The sequence below is a fragment of the Pseudonocardia yunnanensis genome (assembly GCF_039534065.1).
GTDB lineage: Bacteria > Actinomycetota > Actinomycetes > Mycobacteriales > Pseudonocardiaceae > Pseudonocardia > Pseudonocardia yunnanensis.
In genome coordinates this window covers 86,261-98,379 of the sequence record NZ_BAAAUS010000052.1, presented here as the reverse complement: position 1 = coordinate 98,379, position 12,119 = coordinate 86,261, and the positions used below count along the sequence as shown (strand labels likewise).

Annotated in this window: 13 protein-coding genes and 1 pseudogene; 6 read left to right on the top strand and 8 right to left on the bottom strand. The window is 67.9% G+C overall.

The annotated features are described in order from the left end of the window. Positions 1–44: 44 nt before the first annotated feature. The 5 genes from ABD743_RS38430 to ABD743_RS38410 all read right to left on the bottom strand — a co-directional run bounded on the left by ABD743_RS38430 (position 45) and on the right by ABD743_RS38410 (position 4,874). Positions 45–737, bottom strand: coding sequence for an NADPH-dependent F420 reductase (locus tag ABD743_RS38430; RefSeq protein ID WP_344728679.1), 693 nt, complete (start codon positions 735–737; stop codon positions 45–47). Positions 738–777: 40 nt separating this feature from the next. Then, positions 778–3,288: an ABC transporter ATP-binding protein gene (locus tag ABD743_RS38425; protein ID WP_344728622.1), complete on the bottom strand. Its 2,511-nt coding sequence runs from the start codon at positions 3,286–3,288 to the stop codon at positions 778–780. A gap of 67 nt (positions 3,289–3,355) precedes the next feature. Further along, complete coding sequence (locus ABD743_RS38420; protein WP_344728620.1) at positions 3,356–3,541, bottom strand: hypothetical protein; 186 nt, start codon at positions 3,539–3,541, stop codon at positions 3,356–3,358. A gap of 457 nt (positions 3,542–3,998) precedes the next feature. Further along, positions 3,999–4,142 (bottom strand): hypothetical protein, encoded by a 144-nt coding sequence (locus ABD743_RS38415; protein ID WP_344728618.1) that lies wholly within the window; start codon positions 4,140–4,142, stop codon positions 3,999–4,001. A gap of 30 nt (positions 4,143–4,172) precedes the next feature. Next, complete coding sequence (locus tag ABD743_RS38410) at positions 4,173–4,874, bottom strand: GntR family transcriptional regulator (protein WP_344728616.1); 702 nt, start codon at positions 4,872–4,874, stop codon at positions 4,173–4,175. Between the two features lie 134 nt (positions 4,875–5,008). Between ABD743_RS38410 and ABD743_RS38405 the strand changes: the two genes are divergently transcribed. Beyond that, positions 5,009–6,382 carry an MFS transporter gene (locus ABD743_RS38405; RefSeq protein ID WP_344728614.1) on the top strand — a complete coding sequence of 458 codons (1,374 nt, stop codon included), beginning with the start codon at positions 5,009–5,011 and terminating at the stop codon, positions 6,380–6,382. Beyond that, the gene (locus tag ABD743_RS38400) at positions 6,376–6,582 is read left to right on the top strand and encodes a hypothetical protein (RefSeq protein WP_344728612.1); all 207 of its coding nucleotides are present in this window, start codon (positions 6,376–6,378) and stop codon (positions 6,580–6,582) included. The genes ABD743_RS38405 and ABD743_RS38400 overlap by 7 nt, the downstream gene beginning before the upstream one ends. Positions 6,583–6,598: 16 nt before the next feature. On the opposite strand, the gene ABD743_RS38395 is transcribed toward ABD743_RS38400, so the two are convergent. Beyond that, on the bottom strand, positions 6,599–7,036 hold the full coding sequence (locus ABD743_RS38395) for a hemerythrin domain-containing protein (RefSeq protein ID WP_379659086.1): 438 nt from the start codon (positions 7,034–7,036) through the stop codon (positions 6,599–6,601). A 4-nt stretch (positions 7,037–7,040) separates the two neighbouring features. Here ABD743_RS38395 and ABD743_RS38390 point away from each other — a divergent pair. From ABD743_RS38390 to ABD743_RS38380, 3 genes and pseudogenes are all read left to right on the top strand, one after another. After that, positions 7,041–7,310, top strand: a pseudogene (locus ABD743_RS38390) (MarR family winged helix-turn-helix transcriptional regulator); the annotation flags it as partial. 169 nt (positions 7,311–7,479) lie between these two features. Next, on the top strand, positions 7,480–8,019 hold the full coding sequence (locus ABD743_RS38385) for an AAA family ATPase (protein WP_344728608.1): 540 nt from the start codon (positions 7,480–7,482) through the stop codon (positions 8,017–8,019). Positions 8,020–8,297: 278 nt separating this feature from the next. Next, entirely contained in the window at positions 8,298–9,125 is an 828-nt protein-coding gene (locus ABD743_RS38380; RefSeq protein WP_344728606.1) for a hypothetical protein, read from the top strand. Between the two features lie 12 nt (positions 9,126–9,137). Here the strand turns inward: ABD743_RS38380 and ABD743_RS38375 are convergent, their stop codons facing one another. Next, positions 9,138–10,361, bottom strand: coding sequence for a serine hydrolase domain-containing protein (locus ABD743_RS38375; protein ID WP_344728604.1), 1,224 nt, complete (start codon positions 10,359–10,361; stop codon positions 9,138–9,140). A gap of 306 nt (positions 10,362–10,667) precedes the next feature. Between ABD743_RS38375 and ABD743_RS38370 the strand changes: the two genes are divergently transcribed. Continuing rightward, on the top strand, positions 10,668–11,471 hold the full coding sequence (locus tag ABD743_RS38370; protein WP_344728602.1) for an SDR family NAD(P)-dependent oxidoreductase: 804 nt from the start codon (positions 10,668–10,670) through the stop codon (positions 11,469–11,471). Between the two features lie 15 nt (positions 11,472–11,486). Here the strand turns inward: ABD743_RS38370 and ABD743_RS38365 are convergent, their stop codons facing one another. After that, positions 11,487–12,032 (bottom strand): GNAT family N-acetyltransferase, encoded by a 546-nt coding sequence (locus ABD743_RS38365; RefSeq protein WP_344728600.1) that lies wholly within the window; start codon positions 12,030–12,032, stop codon positions 11,487–11,489. Positions 12,033–12,119: the final 87 nt, after the last annotated feature.

The window sequence follows — 12,119 nt, the reverse complement described above, 5'->3', positions numbered from 1 at the left end:
CGGCCCGGGTCGGTCACCGCTCTGTTGCGAACAACCTGGTCGGCCTAACGCTCTGCGGCCGCCAGCGCGCGTCGGACGGCGTCGGCGTTCCCGGGCTCGCCCGGTGACTCCATGAAGTTCGGGTTCCCACCGGCATAGATCGGGCCGTACGCCGGGGTGCCGGGCTGGAAGCGCCAGCCCTCGGCGAGCGGGCCGGCATCCACCGTGTCGTAACCGATCCCGTCGAAGAACGTCGTCACTGCGGCCTTCGCCTGCGCGTCGTCGCCCGTGATCGCGAGTGCGCTGCGCTCGGGCGAGCCGGCCGGACGCGGCAGGGCCTGGAGGTGCCTGAAGAAGATGTTGTTGAAGCCCTTGACGACCTTGGCGGTCGGGAGGTGTTTCTGGAGCAGCTCGCTGCTGGTGGTGGAGCCGTTGTCCAGCTCCGGGATCTGCCCGTCGCGCTCGGGGTAGTAGTTGTTGGTGTCGATCACGGGCTTTCCGGCGAGCGGTTCGACAGGCACGCTCTGGTAGGCCTTCAACGGGATGGTCACGACGACCACGTCGCCGGCCTCGGCCGCCTCGGCCGGTGTGGCGGCCCGGGCCTGCGGCCCCAGCTCGTCGACCAGTTCCTTGAGCGTCTCCGGCCCGCGCGAATTGCTCAGCACCACGTCGTAGCCACCGGCGACAGCCAGCCGTGCCACGGTCCCGCCGATCAAGCCGGCGCCGATCAGTCCAATTGTCGTCACGTCGGCAGACAGCCCCGAAGTGCGAGGGTCTATTCCCGCGAGCGAGCGGGCGTCATCTCCTCAGTCCCGTGTGCGCGACCTCGCCGTGGCGTGGCACCGGCGTCTCACCGGTGTGTCCGCGATGCTGGCCGTTCGTCGGGCCTGGTTCGTGGCGGTGGCGCGGCGACGGCGGTGTGACAGGGCGTCCCGGGTAGGAGGCGTCGGAGCGATCGCGCTGCGCCGGCGCCGGCGGCTGCCGGTACTCGGTTTGTGAGCGGAGCACCGCGGGCTGCGGAGGAAGCGTGCGTGGCTGCGGTGTGGGCAGCGGGTCGAACGTGGATTGCGGACGGTGGTCGGCTCGGACCCTGGGCGCCGGAGCGGGCCGCGGCGGTGTGTTCTCGGCCGCGGCGCGATGCCGTCCTGTCGTGGGACGAGCACCGTTGCTCCAGCCTGCGGAGGGCACGACCGGAAGCCTGCCGGTGGTCGCTGTCGCGTCGCGACCTGCGGGTGTGCCGGATGTACGGGATGGCGCAGCGGGGGGCGGGTAGTCCCGGCCGAGCGCCTTGACAGGCCGGCCCGGGAGGATGCGGGCGAACCGTGTGGTCGCCGACGTGCTGTCCGCGGCAGCCCATCGCGGCCGGGCAACAGGAAAGCTGGTGGTGGGAGCGTTCGCCGGGGGGCCGACCGGCGCCCGGCCCGGCGACGCGCCTGCAGCGATCGGAGCCTCGGGCCGGCCGGGCTGGTCGGGGTGGTGCAGCTGGTAGAGCCGTGTGTAGCCGGGGTGGCGGCCGAGGAGTTGCTGATGGGTGCCCATACCGGTGATCACGCCGCCATCGAGGAACAGGATCTGGTCGGCGTCGGTGACGGTGAGCAGGTTGTGCGAGATGACGATCGTCGTTCGGCCGCTCATCAGCCTGCGCATCGGTTCGAGCACCCGCTGCGTCGATTCGGCGTCCAGACCGGTGGTCGGTTCGTCGAGCAGCAGCACCGGTGAGTTGCGGATCATCGCTCGGGCGATCGCGAGGCGCTGGCGCTGGCCACCCGAGAGCATCCGGCCACGCTGCCCGATCCGGGTGTCGTAGCCATCGGGCAACGCCGAGATGAACCCGTGAGCGTCCGCGGCGACGGCAGCGGCGGTGATCTCCTGGTCGGTGGCGTCGGCTTTGCCATAGCGGATGTTGTCGGCCACGGTGCCGTCGAACACGAGTGTCTCTTGCAGCACCGCTGTGACGTTGCGCCGCAGATCACTCAGCGACAGGTCCCTCAGATCGCGCCCGTCCAGCGTGATCCGGCCGTTGGCGGGGTCGTAGAAACGCAGCATCAGCTTGGTCAGCGTGGTCTTGCCCGCGCCGCTCGCCCCGACGATCGCGACCTTGGCGCCGGGCGGGACTTTGTAGCTGATCCCGCGCAGCACCGCCTTGTCGGTGCCCGGGTAGCTGAACTCGACGTCCTCGAAACGGACCTCGCCAGAGGCGCGGGTCAATGGGCGGGGGTCCTCGGGCTCGACGACGCCGGGCTCCTCGTCGAGGACCTCGATGATGCGCTCGGCGCTGGCGCTCGCCGAGTAGAGCGAGTTCCACAGATTGCCGAAGCCGCTGATGGGTCCGTAGAGCTGCGTGAGGTAGGCGACGAAGACCAGCAGACCACCCAGAGTGATCCGGTTGTTGGCCAGTTCCCACACCGCGATGCCGACGACCAGCAGCACACCGATCGTCTCGAGCAGGCTGCTGAACGGGGAGAACAGCGCTTCGAGCCTGGTGGCGGTCATCTGAGCCCGGAAGCTGCCCAGGTTCTCCTCTTGGAACCGGTCCACCTCGTGCTCTTCACGGTCGTAGGCCTGAACCAGCGCGACGTTGCCCAGGGACTCCTCGGCCACCGCCGTGATCGAACCCGAGCGACGCCGACGCTCCCGTGAGGCGTCCTTGATGCGCCGCGAGAAGCCTCGTGCCAACAACAGGAAGCCCGGCGCGGCGACGAATGCGGCCAACGCCAGCTGCCAGTTCAAATAGAACATGGCGGCCGTGAAGAATGCGATCTGGAACGTGTAGCTCAGCGCCACGTTCACGCCGGTCAGGACGAGCGACTCGATCGCGCCGACATCGCCTGTCAGGCGGGACAGGATGTCGCCGAGCTGGTTTCTCTCGAAGTATCCCAGAGATAGTCGTTGGATATGTGCGAAGAGTCGAACCCGTAGGTTGAGGACGAAACGCTCGCCCACCCACACCGACATGTACTGGTCGGTGAAGTTCAGCAGTCCCTCGAGCAGGGTGATGCCCAGATACGCGGCGGCCACCGCCGGGAACAGCCGGTAGTCGTGCGGGGTCAGCACGTCGTCGACGAGGATTTTGAACAGCCAGACACTGACGGTTGCCAGCGCCGGACCGATCGCGGACAGCAGCAGGCTCAGCACCATGCGCCCGCGGAACGGGCGGGTCTCGGGCCAGAACCTGCGGAAGATGGACCGGACCTTTAGTCGGGGGGCCTGCTCGACCAGCGACGTTCCGCCTCCGGCACCGGCGTCGTCCGCCGGTCCGGTCTCGGGCGCCGTGCCAGCGGAAATGGCATCGGCCGATACGGCTGACATGAAAGACCCCCTCCGTCACGCGGCCCCACCCGCGCGTGGCGGGTGGGGCCGCGTGTAATCAAGAAGCTCAGCGGCAGTGGCCGCCGGAGTGGTTCTTGCCCCCGTCGTGACGGTGGTGGCTGCTGTGCTTGTGGTGCCAGCTCACGGGGCGGTGGTCGTGGTCGTCGTGACCGTGGCCGTGGTCATGGCCGTGGTCGTGGCCCTTCGGGGCGTCCTTGCATCCCTTGGAGGGGCTCCAGCCAAAGTTAGCCATGTCGTTCCTTTCCTAGCGTTTCGTACCTCGGGGAGCGAGGTCCGATTCAGGACCCCGGTGAGTGGGGTCGCATCAGGTACATCGGAGCCCAACCGCAACCCGTTTCTCATGAACTCGTGATCTCGCCTGGATAGCGCAGCCGAACCCGGCAAAACCGGATAAAATCGGACAGATCGTGGATAATCAGAACCCGTTGAAACCGGATAAAACTGGGCGCCGAGGTTGCTCCGAACAGTACGGGCCGGTCAGGTTGGCCGCTGATCGGGTGAATCCCGACGTGGCGGGGTTCGTCCCGGGTATGCCCGCGCATTCCCGGACGCTCACCGGGTGTTCGTGCATCACTGGAGATCGCTGGGTTGCACCGGCTCTGACCTGCGTGGAGATCATCGCGGGTGACGCCGACCACTATGAAGGATCGCGGAGTGATCGCACAAACGTTGCTGAGGAACCACGACGGTCAGTAGCCGGGTGCGCGTTCGCCGTCGGTCTTCCCGGGATCGGTGACGAGCAGGTGTACGGCCGGCACGTCGACCGTCAGCACGGTGATCGACAGCCGGTGCGGCGCGCCTACCGCCACCTCCGCCGAGCCGCCGGCGTCCACCTCAAAGCAGGGTGGTCCGCGCGATGCTCGTCAGTCGGCCTCGCCCGGAGCCTCGATGATCACCCCGAGCAGTTGGGCCTCGGCGGCGTCGAGGTAGGCCCGTAGTTCCGCGAGTGCGCCCTCCCGGTCCCCCGCGTCGAGCAGGGTGGCGATGCGGCGGTTGCCCTCGATGTAGGGCTGGTGCAGGTCCTGGTGGTCGGGCATGAGGAGGAATGCCAGCCTCAGTTCGGCCAGCACGTGCTCGAACATCGCGGTGATGTGGGTGCTGCCGCACGCCTCGACCAGGGCGCGGTGGAAGTCGATGTCGGCCGTGCCGACCGCGCCCCAGTCCTCGCGCTCCGCGGCCTCGGTGGCGGTCGCGACGCGTGCGGTGAGTGCGTCGCGAACGTTGCTGTCGCGGAGAGCGGCGTCGATCCCGAGCGGCTGGATGAGACGGCGGGTCTCGTAGATGTCGCGCACATCGGCGGCGGTAACGGTGCGCACGTACACGCCGCGGTGGAGAGCGTGCTCGACCAATCGCTGGTGGGCGAGCAGCCGGAACGCCTCGCGAACCGTGTTGCGGGAGATCTCCAGGGCCGCGGCCACGGCTTCTTCCCGCAGCTTGGTGCCCGGCGGCAGCTTCCCGTCGGCGATCTGCCGCCGGAGCGTCTCGGCGGCCTGCTCTGCGGTGCTCACGCGCTTCGGCAGAGCTGGGAGCGCCATCACGGCATCGACCGGATCGGCCGTGGTCACGGGGCCACCTTCCTTCGGTTGGCCTCACCCTACCCCGGGCTTCGTGCGATGAGTGAACATCCCTCTTGTTAGATTGTTGAACAATGTTTACTGTGACTGGCGTCTCACCCCTCATCGAAGGCCGAGGAGAACCGATGTCAGCTGCGTCCGTGGAACGAGCTGCTCTGCAACCGTCCTCAGTCCGCCGGGTCGTCGTTGCGAGCCTCGTGGGCACGTCACTCGAGTGGTACGACTTCTTCATCTACGGCACGGCCGCGGCGCTCGTGTTCAACCAGCTGTTCTTCCCCAGCTTCGAGCCGCTCGTCGGCACCCTGCTGGCCTTCGCCACCTACGCCGTCGGATTCATCGCCCGCCCGCTGGGCGGCATCGTCTTCGGGCACTACGGCGACAAGGTGGGGCGGAAGAACGTCCTCGTTGCCACGCTGCTGCTGATGGGCGTCGCGACGTTCGCGATCGGCCTGATGCCGACCTACGCGACGATCGGCGTCTGGGCCCCGGTGCTGCTCGTGGCCCTGCGCTTCCTACAAGGACTGGGGCTCGGCGGGGAGTGGGGCGGAGCCGTCCTGATGACTCTCGAGTCCGGCGACGCCCGCAAGCGGGGGCTCAACGCGAGCTGGCCGCAGGTCGGGGTGCCGATCGGTCTGCTGCTCGCCAACGGCGTGCTGTCGTTGATGGGCGGAGTCACCGGGGACGACGCATTCCTGTCCTGGGGCTGGCGCGTCCCGTTCCTGCTCAGTGGTCTCCTGGTGCTCGTCGGTCTCTGGATCAGGTTGTCCGTCGCGGAGAGCCCGCTGTTCCAGGAGGTCGAGACGAAGCAGGTCAAGGCGAAGGCGCCGATCGTCGACGTGCTGCAGCGCTATCCGCGGCAGGTGCTGCTGGCCGTGGGGGCACGTCTCGGGGTGGACGTGGCGTTCTATCTGTTCGTCCTGTTCATCACCACCTACGTCGTGACCTACTTGGAGCTGCCCCAGAGCTACGCCCTCAACGCCGTGCTCATCGCCGCGGCGTGCCAGGTGGTGTTCATTCCGTTCTTCGGCTCGCTGTCCGACCGGATCGGTCGGCGGCCGGTCTACCTCGCGGGGGCGATCGGTGCCGCGATCTGGTCGTTCGCGTTCTTCGCGCTGTTGGACACCGGGAGCTTCCCGCTGATCGTCGTCGCCGCCGTCGTGGCATTGGTGCTGCATGCTGCGATGTACGGCCCGCAGGCGTCCTTCATCGCCGAGATGTTTCCGACGCAGGTGCGCTACAGCGGCGCCTCGATGGGGTACCAGCTCGCCGGTGTCGTGGGAGGTGCACTGGCTCCGATCATCGCGACGGCCTTGTTGAGCAGCTACGACAGCTCGGTTGTGGTGTCTGTGTACGCGGTGGTCGTCCTCGCGGTCACGGTGCTGTGCGTGCTGATCGCGAAGGAGACCGCGCGAACCGATCTCACCGCCGGAGATGCGGCCTTCCGGGCCGCTGTCGGGGGCCGGAGCGCGCCGGTGCCAGACAGCAGCGGACCGTGTTGATCACGGTGGTGGTCGCCGGGCTGGCTGTGCTGGCCGGGATCGCCGTGATCATCGGATGGGCCGACTCGACGGCGCGCAACGGGGCGTGGACGAGAATCGCTGCCGCCCGCCACGCCGTCTGGCTCGACGAGCAGCAACATCGGGCCGGGGTAGTGCGGCCCAGGTGCTTCGACTGCCCCTTGAACCAGACCAACCGGTGACCGCCCGAGACGGGCGTCAGGCGGCGTCGAGGGCCGGGCCGAGATGGGCTTCCTCGTAGGCGTAGTGCTCGTCCAGGTCCCCGGCCAGCCGGTGAAGGTCATCGCGCAGGTGCACGGCGACCTCGCGCGAAGGTGCTGTGGTCAGCAGGTCCAGCGTCTCGGTGATCTGCACGTTGAGCGCGGCAACGGCTTCGTGTTCGCGGGCGAGAAGGTCGAGCGCGGGCTTGAGTTCGGGGAAGTCGGCAGCCAGCCGGGGGAAGACGCTGTCCTCGCGGGCGTGGTGGGCGTGCAGCGCGCCGCAGAAGGAGAGGCAGTACCGCTGGAGTTCGTCGGCCGACTCGGGGAGTTGCCCGTTGCCGGCCAGGTAGGTGTCGACTGCTGTCAGCGTGTCGTCGAGTTGTTGGCGGAGGCCGGCGTGGACGAGTCGCGCGGGGCGCCGTTGCACAATATTCATCGGCGTCAACGACCTGGCCGAATGTCTCGAGGTCACCCCCGCGACCGTCAGCCTGATGGTCGGCGAGCTCACCCGCAAAGGCATCCTCGACCGCCGCGAAGACCCCGCCGACCGCCGCCGCGCCATCGTCTCCCTCGCCGACGACCACCGCGCCGCCATCGACGCCTGGCTGGCCCGCAGCGCCCGCGCCTGGCGTCTGGCCCTCGAACCCCTCACCGACGCCGAACGAGCCCTGTTCGTCATCACCCTGAAGACCTACGAAGACGCCCTCTGAGTCGCGGCCCACCGTTGCGTCGATCGGTGTGAGCCGGGATGCCGGCGCAGGTGGCGACGTGGGCGAGCTCTCGAGCACTAACGGCCGTCTGAACCGCTCCCTCTGATCGTCACCACGGAGGGGAGAAAAGACTGTTCCGCCACCGATCTCGTGGTTAGCGTCGCCTGCCGTGAGCGGTGAAGTGATCATCCTGACCGGGCCGCCCGGTGCCGGGAAGACGAGCGTGGCCGCTCTGGTTGCCGGTGGCGCGGCGCGGCCGTCGGTCCACCTGGTGACGGACTCGTTCTATCGCGCCATCCGCACCGGGTTCGTGTTGCCGTACCTACCTGAATCGGCGCGCCAGAACGAGGTCGTCATCGACGCGATCCTGGCTGCCGTCACCGCTTTCGCGCGAGGTGGGTACGAGGTGGTGGTGGACGGCATCGTGGGCCCGTGGTTCCTGGCTCCGTTCCGAGCCGCCGCGGAACGTGACCACCTGCAGATGTCGTACGTGGTCCTGCGTCCGACCCTGGAGGTCACCCTGACCCGCGCAAGGGGGCGCGCCCACGACGAACTGAAGGACGTCGGCGCGATCACGGGCCTCTACGAGCAGTTCGCCGTGCTCGACGAGCTCGAGAACCACGTTCTCGACACCAGCGACCTCGACGAGAGGCAGGCGGCTGCAGCGGTTCGACGAGCTGTGGCGTCGGGTCGATACCGCCTCGCCTGACGGGTCGGGCGAGTTGATCTGCGGTCTGCCCGGAGATCTTGTTCCAAGCCACGTGGTCCGTACGGAGCCCGCGGATCGAGTGAACAGCGCAATTTCTGCGGCTGGTCAGGCCAACATTGTGATGATTATGCGGATGAGGGTCGCGCGGCGTTGTCATGCCGGGAACTTGGGTGGACCCTGGTCGCTTGATTTGCTGATTCGGCAGTCGGGCGGTCGCTGGGGGTGTGATGAACGAACGGCGCCGTGCGGCAGCACAGAAAATCCTAGGCGCCGCCGTTGTGACCGCCATTGTCCTGGGAAGTGTCACCGGCTTGTCCATGGCTGCGTCAGAATCATGGCTGCCGCAACCGGCGGCACCTGCCGCTGCATCGCTGCGGCCTGTTCCGACCATCGACCCAGGTGATCTCGACGATCCACGCCTCTCGGCAGCATTGGGCTCGTGCTTCACGGACCTGAATTCCGAGTATGCGAACGCGCCGAACTTCAAGGTATGGGTCGAGGCGCTGCACCGAAACAACGAGCGTATCGCACGGTCACTGCTGATGGAGCTTCGAGTATTTGCGGCGAAGAACGATAAATTGGCTTACCGGGCACTCGACTGCACGTTGCGAACGGTCGATACGTGGAGGCGTCCACAACGCCTTAAGGAACCGCCGGCGCGGCCTGAGTGTGCAGCGGGCGACCTCGGCGGAGCGCGGCGCCGCGACTGTGGCGCCGACCGGCCGGATCGGCTCACCCGTGCAGACGAGCCCGACCGCTCACTCCGCGCGCCGCGACCGCCCGAACGAACGGACCTTCCTGATGGCCGGCCGGCGAAGCCGGAGCCGCCGAAGCCTGCGCGGCCCCTTGAGCCGCCGAAGCCTGTTCCGTCGAAGCCGGAGAAGCCGACCCTCGTGCCGTCGAAGCCCGACCGGCCGACGACCGCGCCGTCGAAGCCCGCGCCCTCGACATCCGAGTCGTCGCCTCCTGAACAGACGACGCCTGAGCAGTCGGCGCCCGAGCGGTCGACACCCGCCCGGCCCACGCCCCCGCCGTCGAAGCCCGAGCGGTCGACGCCCGGATCGTCGACGCCTGAGCAGACGGAGTCGGGGGAGTCGGAGCAGTAGGCGACGATCCGGCTACTTGGTCGGCGGAGGATCGGACGGCGCAACCTGGGCGGCGATCTGTCGCCAGAGTTTGTCGGCGACGTTCGAATACGCGCCGGTGGTGGGATCGAATGCCTCGGGCTGGTAGGTGACCGCGACAGCGATGGCGATCTTCTGCGAGGGCAGATACGCCTCGACCGCGGACTCGCCCGAGAACAGTGGGTCCTGCAGGAGCCAGTTGCCACTGATGACGACGCCCAGACCGTAGGTGTAGGCGATGTTCTGGTCGAAGCACGCGGCGCAACCGGCAATCGCCGTCGTTCTTCCTCGCAGTTCTGTGGACACCATCTTGGCGTAGGACTCGGGCGAGAGCAGCTGCCCGGAGTTGATGGCTGCCGCGGTCACGCTGAGGTCGTGGAGGTTCGTGGTCTGGATGGCGCCCCGAGCGAGCGTCCACGACGGGTTCCAGTAGGTCGACTCCTCGTAGAACGGGACTCCGGCCGGGATCTGCAGGGCCTGGCGGCGTTCGGAACTGAAGGCATGCAGCACGGGTTCCGTGATGGCCGCCGTGCCCGGGTCCGTGGTGTTGTCGAGCCCGAGTGGAGCGAGGGTCTTCTCCCGCAAGGCCGTCGTCAGGTCTTGTCCGGTGATCTTCTCCAGCGCCAATCCGAGGATGACGTAGTTGGTGTGCGCGTAGTTCGAGTTCGTTCCGGGCTCGTACATCAGCGGCTTCGAAACCGCGAAGGCGAGTTGCTCCTCCGGCGTCCACTGTTTGAAGGGCTGGGCGTAGGTCGCCGCGATGAACGCAGGTTCCTGCACGAAATCGACGTACCCCGATGTCATCTGGGCGAGCTGGCCGAGGGTGACCCGGTCGGTGTGCGGGATGTCGGGCAACCACGTCGACACCTTGTCGTCCAGGCTGACCTTTTTCTCGTCGACGAGTTGCAGCAGCAGCGTTGACATGTAGGAGATCGCCACAGCGCCGTTGCGAAAGTGCATGTCGGTGGTGGCGGGAACACCGGTCATCGATTCGCCGAAGGCCTGCGTGATGAGGTCCTGGCCGTCGATCGTGACGCGGACGAGCACCGCCCTCAGGTGCTCGGTCGCCATCATGTCGCGCACGACCTTCACGACGGCGTCGGCCTTGACCGGGTCGATCGACGTACCTGGGGCGGTGGCGGAGCCTGCGCTGTTGTTCGAGGACGTGCACCCGGCGAGCAGCACGACGAGGGCCACCACGACGATCGCCTTCCGCATCGCGCCACACCCTTCGCCCTGAGAAACGTCCTCGCGGCGCGCTGATCAATTCTCAGAACAGGCTCGTATGAAGCTTCTGAGACTAGTGCGTGGTCACCAATCAGGCGGCGATACTGCACGCTTTCGTGGGTGCTGATGTTCCGCGGCGCGTACCCGGCCGACGCCTTACCGTCACGTCTTCGGCAGGATGTCTGATATGGGAGCATCACGCGGTCTGCGCGGCTCCGTCTCAGCGTGTATTCAGGAACTCAGCGTCCCTTCAGCAACTCAGCGTTCCTTCAGCAGATGATCCGTAGCGTCCGGGACATGCCTACTGCACTCGTCACCGGAGCCAGCCGCGGTCTTGGTGCCGTGTTCGCCGCTCGACTCGCCCGCGACGGCCATGACCTCGTTCTCGTGGCTCGTGACCGGATGGGGTTGGAGCGCGTCTCGGCGTCGGCACGGCGGTGCGGAGTGGCGGTCGAGGTCGTGGTCGCCGACCTCAGCGACGAGCGGGGCTTGGCCGCGGTGCAGCATCGGCTCGCTGATCGCAGCCGGCCGGTGGATCTGCTGGTGAACAACGCGGGCGTCGAGGGTGAGGGCCAGTTCGCGGTCGCCGACATGTGGGATCTGCAGGCCGAGATCGACACGAACGTCACGGCGGTGATGCGTCTGACCCGGGCCGCCCTGCCGGGGATGATCGAGCGTGGTCGCGGTGGTGTCGTCAACGTGGCGAGCTTCGCCGGCTACCTCGCCGGACCGGGAAACGCGTACGCAGCGACGAAGGCGTGGGTGCTGACGTTCACCGACACCGTCTCGGCGTCGCTCGCCGGCACCGGCGTGGGCATGATCGCGCTGTGCGCGGGTCGGATGCGCACCGGCAAGCACCCGGTGCCGGAGGGCGCCTCGGCGATGTGGCTGGAGCCCGAGGCCGTGGTGGACGAGTGCCTGGCCGATCTCGCCCGGGGCCGCACCTTGTCCGTGCCCGGCTGGCGTTACCGGGCTGTGGTCGACATGCTGGAGCTGCCGCGCCGCACGCTGCGCACGCTGGCGAAGCTGGCCGGTCGTGGCCGCCAGCAGCAACAGCCCCCCGCCGAAGCCGCCACGGTGCGCTTGCGCGCAGCGGCGTGATCCGCACCGCCGGCATCACCCCGTCGACGATGAGTCGTGGCTCTCGGCTCTGCCTCGACGCAATTCGTAGGCGACGGTCGGCCACATCTCGCCCTTGACCTCGCGCAGCTGGTCGCCCGACGGATCGCGGACGAACCCTGCGTGCTCAGCGGCTACTCGGGACGGGGCGTTGTCGGCGTGGGTCCACAGGCGCATCACCTGGAGATCCAGGTGGGCGAAGGCCCAGCGCGTCAGGAGCGTGATGGCTCGACGTGCGATGCCTCGGCCCCGCACCTCGGCGGCCACCCAGTACGAGATCTCACCTGTCCGATCCACGTGGTCGAGGGTGATGTTGCCGAGGCGGGCCCCGGTGCGCGCATCCGAGATCAGGAACCCCTCATGCTGTGGGTTCGTCGAGAGCGCGCTGATCGCCGCCACGACGTCCGCCGCGGTCAGGTTCGAGGCATCGGTTGTGAACCGCTGGATCTCGACGTCTCTGGCGCAGCTCGCGTACCACTCCGCGTCCGAGGGGGCCCAGGGCCGTAGAACGATCGCGCCGTCACGGGGGTGCGGCACGTCCATGCGACGAGCCTCGCAGAAGAGGGGCAATCCGGGCAGTCAGGCCACGCTGCTCCGACGGGACGGCGCTTGCCGTAGGCCCGTCTTTCG

Bases quoted from the DNA above. Each gene is read 5' to 3' on its own strand.
- ABD743_RS38425 (WP_344728622.1), bottom strand. From the start codon at position 3,288: ATGTCAGCCGTATCGGCCGATGCCATTTCCGCTGGCACGGCGCCCGAG.
- ABD743_RS38420 (WP_344728620.1), bottom strand. From the start codon at position 3,541: ATGGCTAACTTTGGCTGGAGCCCCTCCAAGGGATGCAAGGACGCCCCG.
- ABD743_RS38405 (WP_344728614.1), top strand. From the start codon at position 5,009: ATGTCAGCTGCGTCCGTGGAACGAGCTGCTCTGCAACCGTCCTCAGTC.
- ABD743_RS38395 (WP_379659086.1), bottom strand. From the start codon at position 7,036: ATGAATATTGTGCAACGGCGCCCCGCGCGACTCGTCCACGCCGGCCTC.
- ABD743_RS38375 (WP_344728604.1), bottom strand. From the start codon at position 10,361: ATGCGGAAGGCGATCGTCGTGGTGGCCCTCGTCGTGCTGCTCGCCGGG.
- ABD743_RS38370 (WP_344728602.1), top strand. From the start codon at position 10,668: ATGCCTACTGCACTCGTCACCGGAGCCAGCCGCGGTCTTGGTGCCGTG.
- ABD743_RS38365 (WP_344728600.1), bottom strand. From the start codon at position 12,032: ATGGACGTGCCGCACCCCCGTGACGGCGCGATCGTTCTACGGCCCTGG.